This window comes from Acidimicrobiia bacterium, assembly GCA_012959995.1.
GTDB lineage: Bacteria > Actinomycetota > Acidimicrobiia > Acidimicrobiales > MedAcidi-G1 > MedAcidi-G2B.
In genome coordinates, this window is the sequence record DUCC01000018.1 from 15,010 (window position 1) to 36,262 (window position 21,253).

Below are 21,253 nucleotides of genomic sequence, written 5' to 3' on the forward strand. Positions count from 1 at the left end.
CCATGACCCTCGATGCCCGACTCTTAGAAATCTTGGCCTGCCCCCAAGACAAAGGACCGCTCTACTACTTCGCCGACGAAGACGCTCTCTACAACGACCGCCTGCAACGCCGCTACGAAATACGCCAAGACATTCCCGTGATGCTGGTCGACGAAGCCCAAGACGTTGACCAAGCCGAACACGCCCGACTCATGGCCCGAGTAGCCGACGAAGACTTGGCCCCCACCTTCACTGCCTAACCTCGGCCCCGTGGAACTCCTCTCCGGCTTTGTTCAGCACTACCACTGGGGGTCAACCCACGCCCTAGCGGCCCTAGAAAATCGCCCACCGGCCTCCACCCCCGAAGCAGAAAAATGGTTCGGCACCCACCCGGCCGGGCCCACCGCACTAGAAGCAGACCCCGCCACAACCTTGGCGGACGCCGTCGCCCAAGCCAACGAAACCCTGCCCTACTTGGTCAAGCTCCTCGCCGCCGACCAACCACTTTCGTTGCAAACCCACCCCAACGCCACCCAAGCCGCCGACCCGGCCCTGAACTTTTCTGATCCCCAAGCCAAACCAGAAATCGTGTGCGCCCTCACCCCTTTTGAAGTGTTGTGCGGGTTCCGGCCACTAAACCAAGCACAAAAAAACGCCGCCGACTACGAACTGCCCCACAAACTACAAAACCTGTTGACCCAACCCGACGGGTACAAAGCAATAGTGGCGGCCGTGCTGGCCAATACATGGGAAACCGAAACCGCCGCACTTATTGCCCACTGCAGGCAACGCACCGAACCCCTCGCCAAAGCCATCCTCGACCTGGCGGCCTTTTACCCCACCGACCCGGCGCTCCTTCTGGTCCCCTTATTAGAACACCACATACTGCAACCCGGCCAAGCCCTTTACCTCAGCCCAGGAGTACTCCACGCCTACCTCGGCGGCTTAGCCCTCGAAGTCATGGGCCCCAGCGACAACGTGGTACGAGCCGGCTTCACTAGCAAAAAAGTTGACCCGACCACCCTGCTGGCCATCATCGAAACCGACGAGGCTCCCCAAATACAAAACCCGGCGAGCCCCGTGCACCAATACCAAACCGGTAAAACATTTACCCTGCAACGCCTGCAACAAACCGAACTAACCATTGGACCCCAACGCCGCGGCGACTTGGTGGTTGCCGCTTTTGGCACCACCACCCTGACCGCCAATGGGCAACAACTCGCCCTCACCGCCGGAAACGTTGCCTGGGTGCCCCAAAGCGACGGCCCCTACCACCTGACCACCGACGGTGAAGCGTTCCAAGTAAGTAGCCCCACCGGTTAGACTGTTCTCGGCTGCATGATTTGGTGTCAGACGACCCCGGCCGCAAAACCAATAATCAGCGCAACCCAGCGCACAAAATAAGGAGTCGTCATGTCCCTACTCGAAGACAGCAAAATTGCTGACATAAGCCTGCATACCTTTGGCCGCCACGAAATTCGCTTAGCCGAAAACGAAATGCCCGGCCTCATGGCCCTACGAGCCGAATACGCCGATGCCCAACCCCTCGCCGGAGCCCGCATTACCGGTTCACTGCACATGACCATCCAAACGGCCGTGCTCATCGAAACCCTGGTCTTCCTCGGCGCACAAGTGCGTTGGGCCAGCTGCAATATTTTCTCCACCCAAGACCACGCCGCAGCAGCCGTGCTGGTGGGCCCCCACGGCACCCCAGAAAACCCCGAAGGGGTACCGGTCTACGCTTGGAAAGGCGAAACCCTCGAAGAATACTGGTGGGCCACCACCCGAGTACTCCAATGGCCCGATGGAGCCGGCCCCAACCTTATTTTGGACGACGGCGGCGACGCCACCGTGTTGGTCCACAAAGGCGCCGAATACGAAGCAGCAGGCGCCGTGCCCGCCGCCACCGAAGACGACTCAGAAGAATGGGGCATCGTCCTCGACACTCTGCGAGCATCCCTCGCCGAGGACCCCACCCGATGGACCACCATCATGAATGGCGTCCGTGGCGTCTCTGAAGAAACCACCACCGGGGTACACCGCCTCTACCACATGAAAGAAGCCGGCGAATTGCGCTTCCCGGCCATCAACGTCAACGATGCGGTAACCAAATCAAAATTCGACAATCTCTACGGATGTCGCCACTCACTAATTGATGGCATCAACCGCGCCACCGACGTCATGATCGGCGGCAAAGTCGCCGTAGTTTGCGGCTTCGGCGACGTCGGCAAAGGCTGCGCAGAATCACTCCGCGGCCAAGGCGCCCGGGTCATCGTCACCGAAATTGACCCCATCTGTGCCCTCCAAGCGGCCATGCAAGGCTACGAAGTCAACACCCTCGAACGGGTCATCGACAAAGCAGACATCTTCATTACCACCACCGGCTGCAAAGACATTTTGACCGCCGAACACATGGGAAAAATGAAGCACCAAGCCATCGTGGGCAACATCGGGCACTTCGATAACGAAATCGACATGGCCGGGCTGCAAAAACTTTCCGACGTGCAACGCATCACCATCAAACCCCAGGTAGATGAGTTCGTGTTCCCCGACGGCCACTCAGTAATCATTTTGTCTGAAGGCCGCTTGCTGAACCTCGGCAACGCTACCGGGCACCCTAGCTTCGTGATGTCAGCCAGCTTCTCCAACCAGGTACTGGCCCAAATAGAGTTACACGCCAACGCCGAAAGCTACGGAATAGACGTGGTGACCTTGCCTAAACTTTTGGACGAAAAAGTAGCGCGCCTACACCTCGACGCCCTCGGCGTACGGCTCACCACAATGACCGACGACCAAGCCGAATACCTCGGTGTCAACGTCGACGGTCCCTTCAAACCAGACCACTACCGGTACTAAAAACTTGGACGGAATACGGGTTTGTGGCATCGCTGGAGGCAGCGGTGCCGGCAAAACCACCCTCACTTGGGCCTTGGTGGAAACCTTGGCCCAAGAGGGCCGTACCGCCACCGTGTTGCCTTTCGACAACTACTACCGAGACCTCGCCGACCGGCCCTACCCGGAACGCACCCAAGTCAACTTTGACCACCCCGACTCGCTAGAACACGAGCTCTACCTCGAACACTTAGCGCAACTCCTCAACGGCCAAAGCGTTGAGGTGCCTATCTACGACTTTTCTACCCACACCAGAAGCCCCCAAGTGCTGGTAGTCGAGCCCCACGAAATAATAATCGCCGAAGGAATACTGCTCTTCGCCGTAGCCGAGGTGCGCCACCAACTGGGGCTCAAAGTGTTCGTGGCCGCCCCACAAAACCTGCGCTACCAGCGGCGCCTAAAACGCGACGTAGAAGAACGCGGCCGCACCCCCGAAAGCATCCAAAAACAATTCACCACCACCGTGGCCCCCATGCACGACCAATTTGTTGAGCCCTTCGCCGCCCAAGCAGACGTGGTGGTCAAAGGCATGGGCACTATGAAAAAAGCCGTTGACCAAATAGTGGCGCAACTCGGCCCCAAGGATGTCACACCCCTCATCTAAGTTTTACCCATGAAGCAAAACTGGTGGGCCGCCAAGGCCATCAACCTCTTGCGCAAAACCGGTTGCACCAACTGCCCATTGAGCCAACCTGGGCCCTGCAGCAACTGCCTGACCTGTCTGGGCCCCGTCCCGCTCTTCTTGCCGCCCGCCGACCTCAACGGGTTCACCGCCCTGGCCTCCTACCAAGGCCCGGCTGCCGACTTAGTAAAAGCCATCAAATATAAAGGCCTACGTTCACCCATAAAAGCTCTCGGGAAAGCCCTCGCCCAACAAGTAGCTACCGGTCAACCCCGGCCCGCCACCGTGGTCACCTGGATACCGGCCTCGACCCGCCACCGCGCTCAACGCGGCGCCGACCACGCAGAACTCTTAGCCCGCTCAGTAGCCCACCACCTTGACCTGCCCGCCCGGCGGTTGCTATTGCGCGCCCCTGGGCCCGCCCAACACACCCTGACGGTCACCCAACGACGCTCCGGACCCACGCTGCGCTCCCGACCCATAAACCCCGACGCCCGAGTACTGCTCATCGACGACGTGACCACCACCGGTGCTTCGGTACGAACCGCCGCCCGGGCCCTGCGGCGAGCCGGCGCAAAACAAGTAACGGTTGCGGTGGTGGCCGCCACCCCGCCCCGCTACACCCCTCGGCGGCCCCGCCCCCTCACCGCCCGTAGCCGATAAAGTCCGTTTTGTGAACCAACCCGCCGAAACCGATGCCCAACAACGAGACTCCCTGCCCGCCGACCTCGACCCCACCGCACTGGCCGGCCCCTACATCTTCCCCGACAACAACCGGCGCCGCATCCCTGGAATTATTTACCTGGTGCTGGCCGCCATCACCGTAGGCGGAGTACTGCTGGCCGACGGATCACCGCTGGTCAACAACGGTCTCCTCCTCGGAAGCGCCGCCCTAGCTTTAGTCGGGCTCTACCACCTGCAAGGCGCCTGGACCCTAAAAGTTGATGACGCCGACGCCCTAGTAGCCGCCAACCGAGCCGTGGGCTTCCCCGTCGGCCACGCCTCAGCCCAAATGGCTTGGCGCGGCCTACGAAGCCGACCCACCTGGCGCATCTTGCTCTACTCCAACGAATCCCCACCCGAAAAACGTGGCCTAGTATTCATTGACGGCGTAGACGGCGAAATCGTGGCCCAATACGTAGAAGAAAACCCCGAAGAATGGGCCAACGAAAGCTAAGCGGCCACCGGGCCTAAGCCGCTGCTAACCTAAAAAACAATGTTAGATGGAACCTGGCGAGGAGCCGTAGACCGAGGGCTAACCCCCATAGGAGAAAGCCTGCGCCGCACCGGCATCAGCGCCGACGTCATCACCGTTATCGGCATCCTCATGTCGGGGGCCGCCGCCGTAGCCATCGGATTAGGCAACCTGCGCTTCGGATTCTTGTTTCTCGTCTTAACCGGAGTACCCGACGCCCTCGACGGCGCAGTCGCCAAAGCCTCTGGAACCGCCTCAAAACGCGGGGCCTTCTTCGACTCGGTCTCCGACCGCCTAACCGACGCGCTGCTCTTTGGCGGCTTGGCCTGGCACTACGCCGAAACCCAACCCGGGCACATCATGATGCTGCCCGTAGCAGTCATGGCCGCCGCCATGTTGATCTCCTACCAAAGAGCCAAAGCCGAACTCTTGGGCTACGACGCCAAAGGCGGGCTCATGGAACGCGCCGAACGGTTCATCGTATTAGGCATCGGCTTGCTGTTCTCAGAAATACTGTTAGCCACCCTGTGGGTCATGCTGGCCCTCACCCTGTTTACCGCCGGCCAACGCTTCGCCAAAGTATGGAAACAAGCCAGCGCCGAACGAGAAGTACCGGTAAGCGAACGCAGCCAACGCCGGCAACAACGCCGCGACCAGCGCAACTAAACCCGACACTCTGACATGGGCGTGCTACCCGTAGCCGCCGGCTACCGAGCCGGGGGAGTAGTCGCTCGAGCCCTACCCCGAGGCCTCGGCGGGCAACTCGCCCGAAGCGCCGGGCGCCTGGCCGGCCGCCGCAACAAAGACCGCCGCACCATGGTGGCCCGCCATTTGCGCCGCACCATGAACCCCCAGTTATCTGGAAAAGAACTCAACGACGCCATCGACGAAGTGTTCGCCTCCTACGCCACCTACTGGTTCCAAAGCCTGCGCCTCCCCGGCATGACCCCCCAACAAATACAAGACGGGTTCACCCAAGAGGGCTACCACCACATCGAACAAGCCCTGGCCAGCGGCACCGGACCCATCGTGGCCATGCCCCACCTCGGCGGCTGGGAATGGGCAGCCTTCTGGATGAACCAAGTAGCCGGCGCCTCAGTAAACGTAGTAGTCGAACCCCTCGAACCCCCAGAACTCTTTGAATGGTTCCGCCAATTCCGCGCCTCGCTGGGCATGAACGTCATCCCTCTCGGGCCTCAAGCCGGAACCGAAGTCATGAGCCTCCTGCGCAGCGGAAAATCCGTCAGTTTGCTCTGCGACCGCAACCTGGGCGGCGCCGGCGTAGAAGTAGAATTCTTTGGCGAAACCACCCAACTACCCGCCGGACCAGCCACCCTGGCCCTCCGGACCGGCGCCGCCATAATCCCCACCGCCATCTACATAAAAGGCCAAGGATGCCACGGCGTAGTGCAGCCCCCACTCAACGTCGAACGACAAGGACGACTCCGAGAAGACATCACCCGCATCACCCAAGACCTGGCCCACCGACTCGAAGAACTCATCAGCGCCGCCCCCCAACAATGGCACCTACTGCAACCAAACTGGCCCTCGGACCACCTGCCGCCCGACGGCCAGTAACGTAAACCCATGCGCATCGGAGTCATCAGCCCCTACAGCCTGACCCTGCCCGGCGGGGTACAAGGCCAAGTACTCGGCTTAGCCAGAGAACTCCGGGCCGCCGGCCACCACGCCCAAGTGCTCGGCCCCTGCGACGGCCCACCACCTGATGCTGGGGTTATCCCCCTCGGCGACAGCCTGCCCACCTCAGCCAACGGCTCAGTAGCACCCATCGCCCCCGACGTACCCTGCGCCCTACGGACCATCCAAGCCCTACGCGATAACCAGTTCGACATTTTGCACCTCCACGAACCCATGGCCCCAGGCCCCACCACCACCGCCCTCTTTATGGCCCAAGCCCCCATGGTGGCCACCTTTCACGCCGCCGGAGGAAGCCGCGCCTACGACATTCTCAAGCGACCGGTCCGCTGGCTCAGCGGACGCATCGACCGCCGTTTTGCCGTATCCGACGACGCCGCCGAAATGGCCCAACACTCCCTCGGGCACCAATACGAAGTGCTATTCAACGGCGTCGAAACCGACCGCTGTGCCGCCGCCCAACCCTGGAAAACCAGCGGCCCCACCATCTTTTTTGTGGGACGCCACGAACCACGAAAAGGCCTCGACGTATTGCTCGACGCCATGAACGAACTGCCCGCCAACCTAACCCTGTGGGTAGCCAGCGACGGCCCACAAACCGAAGCCCTCAAAGCCCGCTCAGCCGGAGACGCACGCATCAAGTGGCTGGGACGCATCAGCGAAGAAGAAAAATTGTCCCGCATGAAAGGAGCCGACATTTTTTGCGCCCCCTCGCTGCGCGGTGAATCTTTTGGTGTCGTACTGCTCGAAGGCATGGCCTGTGACACCACGGTGGTAGCCAGCGACATACCGGGTTACGCCAAAGTGGCCCAAGAAGGACAACACGCAGTATTAGTGCCCCCCGGCGACAGCACCGCCCTCGCCGCAGCCATCGAAAAAACCTTGCAAGACCCGCAACGAACCGCACAACTGCGAGCCAGCGGCCTCCAACGAGCCCACCAATTCTCTATGAAACAGTTAGCTCAGCGCTACCTCACCGTTTATCAAGAAGTAATAGACGACGCCTGACCGCCACGAAGGTACAGCCAAGGCGTATCATGCGGGGATACCTCGTACGCAACCTCAGAAAACCACTCATGACTAACAATTTGCGCCGCCCCCCGGCCATGCTAATTTTTGCCCTCGCCGCCATAGTTGCCGTTTCGGCCGCTGGCCTGGCCGGCGCCCCCTCTTGGTTAGCTTTGCTGGCCGGCATCGTGGTGCCATCACTGATCATCACCTTTTTAGAAAACCGGGCTCTCGGAAAAGTAAAAAACCTGTTAGGAGGCGAACCCACCTCTGCTCAAGACTTTCCCCGCTTGTACAACATCGTCGACGGACTTTGCCTCACCCACGGCATAAACCAACCAGAACTCTTGGTTCTCAAAAACAAATCAATAAACATCGCCGTGGCCGCCGACCGAAAAGAATCAGTCCTGGTAATAACCGCCGGGGCCCTCGACACCTTAGGACTGGTAGAACTCGAAGGCCTGCTGGCCCACAGCCTGGCTCGCTGCGACGAAACGAAACTGGCCACCCAAACCCGCGAAGTCTTTTGGTGCACCTTCCCCCTCGGCGGAACAAGCAAAGTTGACGAAGAACAGTTTTTGTTAACCGACCAAAAGGGAGTAGCGCTCACCCGCTTCCCCCCTGGGTTAGCACAGGCCCTGGAACAAGCCGGAAGCGTCGGCTCATTCATTGAAGGATCCTCCGCCACAGCCAACCTTTGGGTGCTTGACCCCACCGCAGCAATGACCGCCTCCGGGCACCCCAGCGTCGAACTGCGCTCCGCAGTTTTAGGCGAACTCTAAACATGAAGCACCTAGCTGCACCGCTACTACTTTGTGGCGTACTGCTGGTGGCCTGCGGCGGCAGCGAGCAAACCACCCCCACCGAAACCACCACCTCCTCCACCCACTCCACCACCACAGCCGCCCCAGAAACCACCCCCACCACAACCGTTCCCCAAGGAACCACCACCACAGTCGCCGTAGCAACCACCATCACCGCCGACCCCACCTGGACGGGGCCCGTCTACCCGCTTACCGGTTTGCCCGCCCTTGACGGCATACCCGCCGAACCCGCCCTAGTGGTAAAAGTTGGCAACAATAGTGCCGAATCAAGGCCTCAATATGGTTTGATGTCCGCCGACATTGTTTACGAAGTGCGCATAGAAAACGAAAAAACTCGGTTTATCTCCGTCTTTCATAGCCGCCTCCCGGAAATGGTAATGCCGGTTCGTTCGGCCCGGTCAAGCGATTTTGACCTTATGGGAAACCTCAATCGGCCGCTGTTTGTTTACTGGGGGGCCAACGATGGGGTAGATGGAGAACGCCGCAGTGCCGAAAATCGTGGCATCTTCGACAGTCGGTCGGCCTCCGGGAGCGGTAACCAATACTTCAGCCGGTTTGAAGGCCGCCCCGCCCCCTACAACGGAATGATTGAACCAGAAGTAATCCTCGGCTCGGCCCCCGACTCCTCCAACGCACCCCACGCAGTCTTTGCCTACGGAGAACTTCCCGCCTCCGCCGTGCCGGCTCTCGGAGTGCAATGGTCAACCCCCAACCGAGATATCGCTTACGTATGGGACGCCGGAATTACTCAATGGTTGCGCTACCAAGACGGCTACGGCCACCTCGACGAAGTCGGCGCCCCCCTGGCCGTCGACAACGTGCTCGTTCTTTACATCAGTTACCGCATCTCAAACGCTGACTCGAACTCTCCGCAAGCCCTCACCACGGGCTTCGGCGACGGCTGGTTGCTGCGCGACGGCACGGTCACCGGCATCACCTGGGAACGCAACTTCGCCGCCGACCCGTGGACCCTCACCGACGACGGAACCGGCCAACCAGTAACCCTCGACCCCGGAACGGCCTGGGTGGCCTTCGCAAAAATAGGGCAAGGCAGCATCCTGGGCCCCCAAGAAGTTTCGGCTTTGGTTGACTAAAGCCGAAATTGGCACCGGGAGCAGCAAAACTGCCTCTTAGACTGCAGTCCATGACAGACGTAACACGCCAAACCGGAACCCAACTCGTAAAACGAGGCCTCGCCGAAATGCTCAAAGGTGGGGTAGTCATGGACGTGGTCGACGCCGACCAAGCCCGCATCGCCGAAGACGCCGGAGCAGTAGCCGTTATGGCCCTCGAACGAGTGCCCTCCGATATTCGACGCGACGGCGGCGTAGCCCGCATGTCTGACCCAAAAATGATCGAAGAGATCCAAGCCGCCGTGACCATCCCCGTTATGGCCAAAGTACGCATCGGGCACTTTGCCGAAGCGCAAATCCTGCAAACCCTCAACGTGGACTACATCGACGAAAGCGAAGTACTCACCCCCGCCGACGAAGCGCACCACATCGACAAATGGTCCTTCGACGTGCCATTCGTGTGCGGCGCCACCAACCTCGGCGAAGCGCTCCGACGCATCTCCGAAGGGGCCTGCCTCATTCGCTCCAAAGGCGAAGCCGGCACCGGCAACGTAGTAGAAGCAGTACGTCACATACGCTCCATCACCGGCGACATTCGTCGCATCACCCAAGCCGACAGCGCAGAACTCTTCGAATGGGCCAAACGCTTACAAGCCCCACTGCCCCTCATTCAAGAAATCGCCGAAACCGGAGAACTTCCAGTACCGCTTTTCTGCGCCGGCGGCCTCGCCACCCCCGCCGATGCTTCGCTGGTCATGCAACTGGGCGCCCAATCAGTATTCGTAGGCTCCGGCATATTCAAAAGCGACGACCCGGCCCCCCGAGCCCGCGCCATCGTAGAAGCCACCACCAACTACACCGACGCCTCAGTAGTAGCCAAAGTAAGCCGCGGCCTCGGTGAAGCCATGCCCGGCCTCGAAATTGAAGGCCTAGAAACCCGCTTGGCCGACCGGGGTTGGTAAACCCCATGAAGGTTGGGGTACTAGCCCTCCAAGGGGCGTTCGCCAGCCACCACGCCGCCTTAACGGCCACCGGCGTCAACCCCACCGAAGTTCGCACCCCCCAAGACCTGGCCGACGTCGACGCACTGGTTATCCCCGGGGGCGAATCAACCACCATGTTGATGCTGCTGGACTCCTCACAACTACGCACCCCGCTGGTGGAACGTATACAAAACGGGCTCCCGGTATTCGGCACCTGCGCCGGGATGATCCTACTCAGCGCCCACATGGCCGACGGTCGCCCCGACCAACAACCCCTCGGGCTGATCGACCTTGACGTACGCCGCAACGGCTACGGCCGACAAATCGCATCCTTCGAAGCCGACCTTGACATAAACGGCCTCGACCACCCCTTTCGCGGGGTGTTCATTCGGGCACCTCTAGCCCAACGCATCGGCCCCAAAGTAGAAGTACTGGCCAGCGTGGACGGTCATGGCGTACTCTGCCAACAAGAAAACATTTTGGTCAGCTCGTTTCACCCCGAACTCACCAACGACCTCCGCCTGCATCAACTCTTCGTCGACCGGGCGTTCGCCGCTCAATGACCTAAAGGAAAAACATGTCCGGACATTCCAAATGGGCAACTATCAAACACAAAAAAGGCGCCGCCGATCAAAAGCGCGCCAAACTGTTTGCCAAACTCATTAAACAAGTAGAAGTAGCAGCCCGAGCCGGCGGGGGAGACATGGACGCCAACGCCTCACTACGCACCATGTTTCAAAAAGCACGCGACTCCTCGGTGCCCCTCGACACCATTGAACGAGCCATCAAACGCGGCACCGGAGAACTCGAAGGAGTCAACTACGAATCCATCACCTACGAAGGGTACGCCCCCCACGGCGTAGCGCTCTACGTAGAGACCCTCTCCGACAACCGCAACCGCACCGGGTCAGAAGTACGCTCCCTGCTCACCAAAAACGGGGGATCGCTCGCCGAACCCGGATCCGTGGCCTGGCAATTCGAACGCAAAGGCGTCATCATGCTGCCCGGAACAACCGACGAAGACGAAATCATGATGGTAACCCTCGACGCCGGCGCCGAAGACCTGGTTGACGATGGCGGCCTGTGGCGCTTAACCTGCGAACCCACCGACCTCCCCGAAGTACGACAAGCTCTCGAAGAAGCCAACGTGGCCTTCGACTCAGCCGACGTCACCATGTTGCCCACCTCTACCGTCGACATCGAAAGCGAAGCCGAAGCCCGATCTGTGCTGCGAGTCATAGACCTCCTCGACGACCTCGACGACGTACAAGACGTCTACGCAAACTTTTCTATAGCCGACGAAATATTCGACGCCCTCGCCGAATAACCAAGGTGTTCGCCTTCCGGGCACTCATCGGCTAGAGTCGTACATATGTTCGTATTAGGCATAGACCCCGGGTTATCGCGCTGCGGCTACGGCGTTGTAGAAAGCAACGGAAAAAACTTGCGTGCCGTAGCAGCCGGGGTAATCCGCACCCCACCCGAAATGGATTTAGCCCTGCGCCTCGCAGAATTGCAAAAAGAAATTCACGCCCTCATCGCCGACTACCAACCCGAAGAAGTAGCCGTAGAACGCGTGCTCTTTCAAGTAAACGTCAGCTCCGCCATGGCCACCGGCCAAGCAGCCGGCGTCACCATGGCCGCCGCCGCATCCACCGGCCTCCCCGTCGCCTTGTACTCGCCCAACGAAGTAAAACTGGCCGTCGCCGGGTGGGGCGGAGCCGACAAACAACAAATGGAACGCATGGTGCAAAGCCAACTCTCCATCACCAAACCCCTGCGCCCCGTAGACGCCGCCGACGCCGTAGCAGTAGCCATCTGCCACCTCGCCATGCGCCCCTCCGCCGCACTAACCGCCGCCAAAAAACAATGATCGGCTCACTACGAGGACTACTCACCGACCGGCTAAACAAAGGACAAGTACTTATAGAAGTAGCCGGCGTGGGCTACCGAGTCACCGTCACCCCCACCACCGCAGTAACACTGGGCGAAATAGGCCAAGAGGTTTACCTCCATATACACCACCACATTCGAGAAACTGACCAAACCCTCTACGGCTTCACCACCCGACCAGAACGCGTCTGCTTCGAAGCGCTTTTATCAGCCCACGGGGTAGGGCCCTCGCTGGCCCTGGCCGTCCTCGGCGTACACGGGCCCAACGCACTCGCGCAACTCTTGGCCGACGACGACGTCGCCGCCCTCTGCCTGGTGCCCGGCGTCGGCAAAAAAACTGCCACCCGGTTACTGATAGAACTCAAAGGCTCACTCGACCTGCCAGTAGAAGGGGTGCTCGACGAAACCGGAAAACCCACCACCGGACGATCGGCCCTTACCGAAGTGCACGAAGCCCTAAACGGATTGGGCTACAGCATCGAAGAAATTCGCCCCGTACTGGCTGACTTGGCCGGCGACGACGTCGCCGCCCTCTTACGCGAAGCCCTACAACGATTAGCCCGGGCATAAGGAACAGCATGCGCGAAGAACTCCTCTCCCCAGACCAAGAACCACAAGAAAGAGAAGTAGAAGTCGGCCTGCGGCCCCGCAGCCTCGACGAATTTGTGGGACAAAGCGAACTCAAAGGCCACCTTCGGGTCATGCTGGCCGCCGCCCGAGAACGCCAACAACCCGCCGACCACTTTCTCTTTGCTGGCCCTCCCGGACTGGGAAAAACCACCCTGGCCCACATCGTGGCCACCGAAATGAACGCCGAACTCCACATCACCTCCGGCCCCGCCCTAGAACGCGCCGGCGACCTAGCTGCCATCTTGACCAAACTCGAACCCGGCGACGTGCTGTTCATCGACGAAATCCACCGGCTCAGCCGAGCCGTTGAAGAAGTGCTTTACCCCGCCATGGAAGACTTCGAACTCGACATAATTTTAGGAAAAGGCCCCGCCGCCCGCTCCATACGACTCGAACTGCCCCGCTTCACCCTGGTAGGAGCCACCACCCGCACCGGGCTCATTACCGGACCCCTACGCGACCGCTTCGGCCTCACGGCACGCCTCGAGTACTACGAACCCGAAGACCTGCAATCCATAGTCGAACGAGCAGCCGGCATTCTCGGAGTCAGCATCGACGCAAAGGGAGCAAAAGAAATCGCCCATCGCTCCCGAGGCACCCCCCGCATCGGCAACCGACTCTTGCGTCAAGTACGCGACTTCGCCCAAATAGAACGACCCCAAAGTAAAGGGGTTATTGATGCGGCAATCGCCCACGACGGCCTCGCTTTCTTCGGCGTTGATGAACGAGGACTCGACAAACCCACCCGAGCCATTCTGACCGCCCTCTGCAGCAGTTTCGGCGGAGGACCCGTAGGGCTCAAAACACTGGCCATAAGCGTCAGCGAACCCGACGACACCGTAGAAGACGTCTACGAACCCTTTTTGATTCAACAAGGCCTCTTGTTACGCACCCCCAAAGGCCGCGTCGCTACCCCCGCCGCCTTCGCCCACCTGGGCCTCACCCCGCCAACCGGCGGAGGGTCTACGCTCTTTAGCGACTAGCAGCGTCTGGCCTGCCTAGGCTAAATAACCCATGGGCCCCGACGATTACGCATACCCCCTGCCCGAGGCAGCAATAGCGCAACAACCCCTCGCCGACCGCACCGCGGCCCGACTCCTAGTAGACCTCGGCCACGGGCCCACCCATCACCAAGTCAGCGACCTGCCACAATTCTTAGGCCCCGGAGACCTCCTAGTGGTCAACAACACTCGGGTAGTACCCGCCCGCCTGAAACTCAAAAAAGACAGCGGAGGAGCGGTCGAAGTATTACTCCTCGAACAACACCAAGAAACCCAATGGGAAGCACTGGTCAAACCCAGCCGACGGGTAGCCCCCGGCACCGTGTTACACCCCGGGCCCGGCTTAACGGTAACGGTAGGCGAAGACCTCGGCCAAGGACGCCGCCAAATCACCCTCGACGCCCCCCAAGGGGTCATGGCCGCCCTCAACAAATACGGAGAAATGCCGCTCCCGCCCTACCTCAACACCGTGCTCGAAGAACCCGACCGCTACCAAACGGTGTACGCCGACCGACCAGCCTCCGCCGCCGCCCCCACCGCCGGGCTACACCTCACCAAAGAACTCCTCAGGCAATGTCAAGAAGCCGGCGCCCAAATAGAAGAACTCGAACTCGTGGTGGGCCTCGACACCTTTCGCCCCGTCATGGTGGACAACCTCGACGACCACCACATGCACTCCGAAGCCTTCGCCGTACCCGAAAAAACCCTCGACGCTTGCCACCAAGCCCGCCGAGTAATCGCCGTCGGCACCACCACCGTACGCGCCTTAGAATCCGCAGCTCGCCAAGGAAACACCGGCCGCACCGAACTTTTCATACGGCACCCCTTTGATTTTCAAATCGTTGACCTCATGTTGACCAACTACCACCTGCCGCAGTCCACCCTGCTGGTAATGCTCGAAGCATTCATCGGACCAAAATGGCGCAACCTCTATGAAATAGCCTTAGACCAGAACTACCGGTTCTTATCCTTCGGCGATGCCATGCTGATAGCGAAAAGCCAAGGAGAAAACACCAAGTGAAAGCCGAATTCACCACCAAAGCCACCGACCAAGGGGCCCGCACCGGCCAAGTAAACGTCGCCGGAGGTACCTTCGCCACCCCCTGCTTCATGCCCGTAGGAACCCGAGGAGCCGTACGCCACCTTTCATCCAAAGACCTCAACGACCTGGGCGCCGAAGTTGTGCTCGGCAACACCTACCACCTCATGTTGCGCCCCGGAGCCGACATCGTGCGCCAACACGGCGGCCTAGCCGGTTTCGCCGCCTGGGACGGCCTCACCCTCACCGACTCCGGCGGGTACCAAATATTTTCCCTCAAACCCAAAGTCAACGACGACGGGGCCACTTTTCGCTCCACCTACGACGGCTCCACCCACCAGCTCACTCCCGAAACAGCAGCCAACATCCAAGCCGACCTGGGAGCCGACATACAAATGGTGCTCGACGTTTGCCCCGCCCTGCCCGCCACCGACCGCACCCTGCAAGAGGCCGTAGACCGCACAGCAAAATGGGCACAACGAGGACGAAACGAGTTCCTCAACCACCCCGACGCCCAACAACGCCAAAGCCAATTCGGCATCGTGCAAGGCGGCACCAACCAAGCCCTACGCATCGAAAGCACCGAACGCACCCTGGAAGTCGGTTTCGACGGTTACGCCGTAGGAGGCCTCAGCGTCGGCGAAGGCCGCAACGAAATGCTCGACCCCCTGTCTGCAGTCACCGAAATGCTGCCCACCGACCAGCCCCGCTACTTCATGGGATTAGGCGACCCCGCCGGCCTCGTAGAAGTAGTCGGACGAGGCATCGACATGTTCGACTGCGTGCTACCCACCCGCCACGCTCGACACGGCACAGTGCTCACCACCGCCGGAAAATTCAACCTCCGAAACGCCCGCTTCGCCACCGACCAACTGCCCCTCGACCCCGAATTCCCAGCCAGCCCCGCCGCAAACTGGAGCCGGGCCTACCTCAGGCATTTACTCATGACTGACGAACCCACCGGACGCCGACTCCTTACCCTCCATAACTTGGCCTGGCTCCTGGACTTTGTCGACCGCCTACGGGAATCCATAAACCACGGAGAATTCAATAACTTCCGAAAAGAAACCCTCGAAGTTTGGGGTTAAGGAATAATCGGGGAGAACGCTCACCTGCGGCGTAGGCTTTCCCGGTCCGCAAATAAGTCAACGCAGAGGATCCCTCATGGAGTTTCTACCACTCATAGCCATCTTCGCCATCATGTATTTCCTCATGATCCGGCCCCAACAAAAAAAGATGCGCCAACAACGATCGCTCGTCGATTCACTCAAAACAGGCGACGAAGTAGTGCTTAACTCCGGCATATTCGGAGTCATCAGCGAAGTAGACGGCGATGTTGTCTGGCTCGAAGTAGCCGGCGACCTTGAACTCAAAGTGTTACGTGGAGCAGTAGAAGGCCGCTTCAACGACGACACAAACGACGACGACGCTGAAGAAGAGCCAGAAGTCGGCCTCGAAGACGACTCACCAATCGAAAACTAACCGTTTCCGCTATGCCCTCACGCCAACGCCTCTACCTCATTGGGATACTGCTGCTCTCCGTAGCCTCGCTTTCGCTCACCATGTGGTGGGGAAACGAACCCCTCCTCGGACTCGACCTACAAGGTGGAGTCTCAGTGCGCCTCACCGCAGTAGGCGAAGCCGACGAAGAAATGTTGGACCAAGCAGTAGAAGTAATTCGAGCCCGCGTCGACGGCCTCGGAGTAGCCGAACCAGAAATCTCCCGCACCGCCACCGGAGTCATGGTTTCCCTCCCTGGCGTAGACGACCAAACCCGGGCCTTAGAACTGGTCGGCACCACCGCCGAACTACGCTTTCGCCCGGTCTGCGAAACCCTGCCCGCCGTGGGCGCACAAGCGCCCGTACTCGCCCAAGGCGACCCCGGAGACGCCCCCGCCTCCTGCTGGCCACTACTGGCTGGCGAAGTGATCCCCGCCACCGGAGCAAACGGGTTAACCACCCACGAAGACGATCACGCAGCAGACTTTGTCGTCCTCACCGACGAACTCATGCCCGGAGAAACAATCACCCGACGCCTCGTACTGGGCCCCACCATCCTCACCGGTGACGGACTAAGCGATGCCGACGCCAACTTTGTTGACTTCACCTGGCAAGTAAGCCTCACCATGAAAAAAGGCGCATCAGGCATCGACGCCTTCAACGCCATCGCCGCCGAATGCTTCGCCGGTACCGCCTACTGCCCCGTACAAAGCGGTTACGGAAACGGCCAAGTAGCGCTGGTGCTCGACGGCCAAGTCATAACCGCCCCCCAAATACGCGCCACCTCGTTTCAACGCGACGCCATCTTGATCTCCGGCTCGTTCGACAAACAAAGCGCCGAAGACGCCGCCCTCGCTCTGCGCTACGGAGCCCTACCCATAGAACTGGTAGCCGAAAACACCCAACTCGTATCAGCCACCATTGGCGAAGACGCACTCAAAGCAGGCATCATCGCCGGCCTCGTCGGTTTAGCCGCCGTGGCCCTATTCATCGTGGCCTACTACCGCATATTAGGGTTAGTGGCCTTAGCCAGCCTGGCTATCTCTGGGTCACTGTTGTGGGCCATAATCGCTCACCTGGGCACCCAATCAGGCCTGGCCCTCACCCTGGCCGGAGTAACCGGCATCATCGTGGCCATCGGCGTATCAGTGGACTCCAACGTGGTCTATTTCGAACACCTAAAAGAAGACATACGCGACGGCCGCACCGCCCGATCATCAGTAGATCGAGCATTCAAAATCGCCTTCTCCACCATCATCAAAGCCAACACCGCGTCACTCATCGGCGCCGGATTGCTCTGGTGGCTCACCGTAGGCGCCGTACGCGGCTTCGCCCTCTACCTTGGCCTCGCCACCATCTTGGACCTGGTAGCCACCAAATTCTTTATGGGCCCCATGATTGACCTCCTGGCCCGCAGTTCATGGTTCAAACACCACCCCCTCCGCTTCGGACTGCCAGCCGACGGGGCAGTAAAAACCATCGGAGAAGCAAAATAATGCGCACCCTCAAGCTTCTATACGCCGGCGAAGCCCCCATGGACTACCCCCGCTGGTGGCGCCGAGCAATCATAGTATCGGCCGCCGCCGTACTCATCAGCCTCGGCTCAATAGCCCTACAAGGCCTCAACCTCGGAATTGACTTCGAAGGTGGCACCTCGTTCGAAGTGCGAGCCCCCGGAGCATCAGTGGCCGACGCACGAGAAGCCATGGCCAACTACAACGGCGAAGAAGCTCGTATCCAAACCGTTGACGACCAAGTCATACGAATTCGCTCCGAAGTAACCGACCCCGCGCTGGCCGCCGAAATTCGCGACCACCTCAACACCGACCTGGGAGCGGTAGAAACCTTCGAACAAGTCGGACCAACCTGGGGCAGCGAAGTCACCAGCAAAGCACTACGCGCCCTCATCACCTTCTTCATCGTGGTCGCCCTCTACATAACTATTCGCCTGGAATGGAAAATGGCCGTCGGCGCACTCGTGGCAGTAGGCCACGACATTCTGGTCAGCATCGGGGTGTATTCGCTTTTCCAACTCGAAGTAACCCCCGCCACGGTCATCGCCTTTTTAACCATCATGGGCTACTCGCTCTACGACACCATCGTGGTCTACGACAAAGTACGAGAAATCGTAGGCCGCCTCGGCGCAACCGAACGCTACCGCTACTCCGAACTCATGAACCTCGCCCTCAACCGGGTCACCATGCGATCAATAAACACCAGCATCACCTCAGCACTACCAGTCGTTTCGCTCCTGATCGTCGGATCATGGCTGCTGGGAGCCACCAGCCTGCAAGAATTTGCCGTAGCGCTGCTGGTAGGAATCATTGTTGGCTCATACTCGTCGCTTTTCCTCGCCTCATCGCTCGTCGCAGCACTAAAAAGTCGCGAACCCCGCTGGCAACAAATAGATACAAAACTCAACCAAAAAGGGTTAACCAGCGAAGAAACCCGCAGCATCGACCGGCGAGACGCAGCATTACCCGACCCACGAGCCACCAACCGCTCCGCCGGGCCAGCCCGCAGCAAACCCGTCGCCACAATGCGCCCCGCCAACGGGGTGCCACCACGACCCCGCAAAAAACGCCGCAACTAAACCAACCCCCGAGCCTCACCGGAGGTACCGTGGTGCTATGGAAGCGCTAAGGCAAGGAACCCCTGCATGGTGACCGTGCAACGCGTGCTGCCGTGGCGTCGCCGCCCGAAATCGGCCGTAGAAGAAACCTCGGCGCTACTAACCGCCTTTGCCGAGCGGCACCCGCGCCAAAGCACCGACCTTATAGAACGGGCCTACCAAGTTGCCTTAGCCGCCCACGAAGGCCAAACCAGAAAATCTGGCGAACCCTACATTCACCACCCCATGGCCGTAGCCACCATCGTGGCCCGCCAAGGACTCGACGACGTAACCATCGCCGCCGCATTACTGCACGACGCAGTAGAAGACACCAACGTCGAACTCGCAGACCTCGAAACAGCATTCGGCTCCGACGTTGCCCTCATCGTTGACGGCGTCACCAAACTCGAACGCCTCCACTTTGATTCAAAAGAAGACCAGCAAGCAGCCAGCATGCGCAAAATGCTGGTGGCCCTCGCCAAAGACCTTCGAGTGCTCATCATCAAACTGGCCGACCGTCTCCACAACATGCGCACCCTGGCCGCGTTACCAGAGTTCAAACAACAACGCACCGCACGAGAAACACTAGACATTTACGCTCCATTAGCGCACCGCTTAGGCATGGAAGAAGTCAAGGTGCAACTCGAAGACTTAGCTTTGGCAACCCTGCACCCCAAGCGGTACAGCCAGATAGATCAAATGGTTTTCGAACGGGCGCCCGAACGAGACCTCTACCTCACCCAAATGATTAGTGAAGTCGAAAGCCGTCTCAAAGAACTCGGCATCCAAGCCGAGGTAAATGGCCGGCCAAAACACATGTGGAGCATCTACGAAAAAATGATTGTCAGAGGCCGCTCCTTTGACGAAATCCACGACCTGGTAGGTATTCGAGTCATCGTAGAAAACGTACGCGACTGCTACGCCGCTTTGGGGTCAATTCACGCCGTATGGAAACCAATACAAGGCCGTTTCAAAGACTACGTAGCCATGCCAAAGTTCAACCTCTACCAATCGCTGCACACCACCGTGGTAGGGCCACAAGGCAAACAAGTTGAATTTCAGGTGCGGACCTTCGACATGCATCACCGAGCCGAACACGGAGTAGCCGCTCACTGGGACTACAAGAGCACCACCCCCAGCGACGAAATGGCCTGGCTGAGCCGCATCGTGGAATGGCAAGAAGAAACCACCGACCCCGGTGCTTTCATGGCCAACCTCAAAACCGATCTCGAACAAGACGAAATATTTATTTTCACCCCCCAAGGGCGAGTAATCACCCTACCCAGCGGAGCAACTCCCGTAGATTTCGCCTACTCCGTGCACACCGAAGTCGGACACGCCTGCGTCGGGGCTCGAGTAGATGGCCGCCTGATGCCCCTAGAAAGCAAATTGGTTTCCGGGTCCACCGTGGAAATCGTCACCTCCAAGCAAGACGAAGCCGGCCCCTCACGCGACTGGCTGAAATTTGTGGCCAGCCACCGGGCCGAAAACAAAATCAAACACTGGTTCTCACGAGAACGCCGCGCCGAAGCCATAGAACGCGGCCATGACACTTTGGTAGATGAACTTCGCCGCAACCGACTACCCATAAAACCCACCTTAGAAGGCACCAAACTGGCAGAAGTCGCCGCCGCCATGAACTACCTCGATGCGGAAGCCCTTTACGCAGCAATCGGCGAAGGGCATGTTTCGGCAAAATCTTTAGTGCATCAAATCAACCAGGCGCAAGACGACGAATCAGACCAAGCGCCCAACTTCCCCATAACGTCTCTACGGGCCCGGCCGCGCCGCAAAGAAGGCGACTCGGTAGGCGTGCACGTCGAAGGCCTCGACGATCTGATGGTGCGCCTCTCCCGCTGCTGCACCCCAGTGCCGCCCGACGAAATCATGGGGTTTGTTACCCGCGGCCGCGGGGTCACCGTGCACCGCACCGACTGCGCCAATGCCGTGTCGCTATCGGCAGACCAACCAGACCGATTAATTGACGTGGAGTGGGACCAACAAAGCGTGGCTTCATTTATTGCCACCGTAGAAGTAAAAGCTTTGGATCGCCCCATGTTGCTGCGAGACATCGTCAACGTGCTGGCCGACCATCAAATTAACGTGGTGGGCACCTCAACGGTGACCAGCGAAGCAGACCGAATAGCCCGCTTAAAGTTCGAATTTGAACTCGGCGACCCCGCCCATTTGGACCCACTCATTCGCATTTTGCGCAACATTGACTCGGTATACGACGTCTACCGAGTAGTGCCCGGCCAAACCACCAACTCGTAACCTGCTTACCTGGGGTCAGACCCGAGGTAAGCAGGTTGAAGTAAACACCCGTGGGGCGGGTGCCGGACGGGTA

The 21,253-nt window shown here is 59.6% G+C and carries 23 protein-coding genes; all 23 read left to right on the forward strand.

Features of this window, described 5'->3' with window-relative positions; all coding sequences use genetic code 11:
• The first annotated feature begins 2 nt into the window (after positions 1-2).
• Positions 3-239 (forward strand): Trm112 family protein, encoded by a 237-nt coding sequence (locus EYQ49_05290; GenBank protein ID HIG25290.1) that lies wholly within the window; start codon positions 3-5, stop codon positions 237-239.
• Positions 232-1,302: a mannose-6-phosphate isomerase, class I gene (manA, locus tag EYQ49_05295; GenBank protein HIG25291.1), complete on the forward strand. Its 1,071-nt coding sequence runs from the start codon at positions 232-234 to the stop codon at positions 1,300-1,302. The genes EYQ49_05290 and manA overlap by 8 nt, the downstream gene beginning before the upstream one ends.
• 90 nt (positions 1,303-1,392) lie before the next feature.
• The gene (locus EYQ49_05300; protein HIG25292.1) at positions 1,393-2,835 is read left to right on the forward strand and encodes an adenosylhomocysteinase; all 1,443 of its coding nucleotides are present in this window, start codon (positions 1,393-1,395) and stop codon (positions 2,833-2,835) included.
• A 4-nt stretch (positions 2,836-2,839) separates the two neighbouring features.
• Positions 2,840-3,475, forward strand: a complete 636-nt coding sequence (locus EYQ49_05305; protein ID HIG25293.1) for a uridine kinase — start codon at positions 2,840-2,842, stop codon at positions 3,473-3,475.
• Positions 3,476-3,484: 9 nt separating this feature from the next.
• Positions 3,485-4,156 carry a ComF family protein gene (locus EYQ49_05310; GenBank protein ID HIG25294.1) on the forward strand — a complete coding sequence of 224 codons (672 nt, stop codon included), beginning with the start codon at positions 3,485-3,487 and terminating at the stop codon, positions 4,154-4,156.
• Between the two features lie 10 nt (positions 4,157-4,166).
• Positions 4,167-4,670 (forward strand): hypothetical protein, encoded by a 504-nt coding sequence (locus EYQ49_05315; protein HIG25295.1) that lies wholly within the window; start codon positions 4,167-4,169, stop codon positions 4,668-4,670.
• 39 nt (positions 4,671-4,709) lie between these two features.
• Positions 4,710-5,354 (forward strand): CDP-alcohol phosphatidyltransferase family protein, encoded by a 645-nt coding sequence (locus tag EYQ49_05320; GenBank protein ID HIG25296.1) that lies wholly within the window; start codon positions 4,710-4,712, stop codon positions 5,352-5,354.
• A 15-nt stretch (positions 5,355-5,369) separates the two neighbouring features.
• Positions 5,370-6,266, forward strand: coding sequence for a phosphatidylinositol mannoside acyltransferase (locus tag EYQ49_05325; GenBank protein HIG25297.1), 897 nt, complete (start codon positions 5,370-5,372; stop codon positions 6,264-6,266).
• A gap of 9 nt (positions 6,267-6,275) precedes the next feature.
• Positions 6,276-7,352, forward strand: coding sequence for a glycosyltransferase family 1 protein (locus EYQ49_05330; GenBank protein HIG25298.1), 1,077 nt, complete (start codon positions 6,276-6,278; stop codon positions 7,350-7,352).
• A 68-nt stretch (positions 7,353-7,420) separates the two neighbouring features.
• Entirely contained in the window at positions 7,421-8,134 is a 714-nt protein-coding gene (locus EYQ49_05335; GenBank protein HIG25299.1) for a hypothetical protein, read from the forward strand.
• Between the two features lie 2 nt (positions 8,135-8,136).
• Entirely contained in the window at positions 8,137-9,270 is a 1,134-nt protein-coding gene (locus EYQ49_05340; protein ID HIG25300.1) for a DUF3048 domain-containing protein, read from the forward strand.
• Positions 9,271-9,320: 50 nt separating this feature from the next.
• A complete protein-coding gene (pdxS, locus tag EYQ49_05345; protein HIG25301.1) occupies positions 9,321-10,211 on the forward strand; it encodes a pyridoxal 5'-phosphate synthase lyase subunit PdxS in 891 nt (296 codons plus the stop codon).
• 5 nt (positions 10,212-10,216) lie between these two features.
• Positions 10,217-10,795, forward strand: a complete 579-nt coding sequence (gene pdxT / locus EYQ49_05350) for a pyridoxal 5'-phosphate synthase glutaminase subunit PdxT (GenBank protein HIG25302.1) — start codon at positions 10,217-10,219, stop codon at positions 10,793-10,795.
• Between the two features lie 14 nt (positions 10,796-10,809).
• The gene (locus EYQ49_05355; protein ID HIG25303.1) at positions 10,810-11,559 is read left to right on the forward strand and encodes a YebC/PmpR family DNA-binding transcriptional regulator; all 750 of its coding nucleotides are present in this window, start codon (positions 10,810-10,812) and stop codon (positions 11,557-11,559) included.
• A 45-nt stretch (positions 11,560-11,604) separates the two neighbouring features.
• Entirely contained in the window at positions 11,605-12,105 is a 501-nt protein-coding gene (ruvC, locus tag EYQ49_05360; protein ID HIG25304.1) for a crossover junction endodeoxyribonuclease RuvC, read from the forward strand.
• A complete protein-coding gene (gene ruvA, locus EYQ49_05365; GenBank protein HIG25305.1) occupies positions 12,102-12,695 on the forward strand; it encodes a Holliday junction branch migration protein RuvA in 594 nt (197 codons plus the stop codon). The genes ruvC and ruvA overlap by 4 nt, the downstream gene beginning before the upstream one ends.
• Positions 12,696-12,703: 8 nt before the next feature.
• Positions 12,704-13,738 (forward strand): Holliday junction branch migration DNA helicase RuvB, encoded by a 1,035-nt coding sequence (ruvB, locus tag EYQ49_05370; GenBank protein HIG25306.1) that lies wholly within the window; start codon positions 12,704-12,706, stop codon positions 13,736-13,738.
• Between the two features lie 31 nt (positions 13,739-13,769).
• Positions 13,770-14,777 (forward strand): tRNA preQ1(34) S-adenosylmethionine ribosyltransferase-isomerase QueA, encoded by a 1,008-nt coding sequence (gene queA, locus EYQ49_05375; protein HIG25307.1) that lies wholly within the window; start codon positions 13,770-13,772, stop codon positions 14,775-14,777.
• A complete protein-coding gene (gene tgt, locus EYQ49_05380) occupies positions 14,774-15,883 on the forward strand; it encodes a tRNA guanosine(34) transglycosylase Tgt (protein HIG25308.1) in 1,110 nt (369 codons plus the stop codon). Before queA ends, tgt begins: the two co-directional genes overlap by 4 nt.
• Positions 15,884-15,959: 76 nt before the next feature.
• Positions 15,960-16,277, forward strand: a complete 318-nt coding sequence (yajC, locus tag EYQ49_05385) for a preprotein translocase subunit YajC (GenBank protein HIG25309.1) — start codon at positions 15,960-15,962, stop codon at positions 16,275-16,277.
• Positions 16,278-16,288: 11 nt separating this feature from the next.
• The gene (gene secD, locus EYQ49_05390) at positions 16,289-17,791 is read left to right on the forward strand and encodes a protein translocase subunit SecD (GenBank protein ID HIG25310.1); all 1,503 of its coding nucleotides are present in this window, start codon (positions 16,289-16,291) and stop codon (positions 17,789-17,791) included.
• Positions 17,716-18,888, forward strand: coding sequence for a protein translocase subunit SecF (gene secF / locus EYQ49_05395; protein HIG25311.1), 1,173 nt, complete (start codon positions 17,716-17,718; stop codon positions 18,886-18,888). Before secD ends, secF begins: the two co-directional genes overlap by 76 nt.
• 66 nt (positions 18,889-18,954) lie before the next feature.
• Positions 18,955-21,180 carry a bifunctional (p)ppGpp synthetase/guanosine-3',5'-bis(diphosphate) 3'-pyrophosphohydrolase gene (locus tag EYQ49_05400; protein HIG25312.1) on the forward strand — a complete coding sequence of 742 codons (2,226 nt, stop codon included), beginning with the start codon at positions 18,955-18,957 and terminating at the stop codon, positions 21,178-21,180.
• The last annotated feature ends 73 nt before the right edge of the window (positions 21,181-21,253 follow it).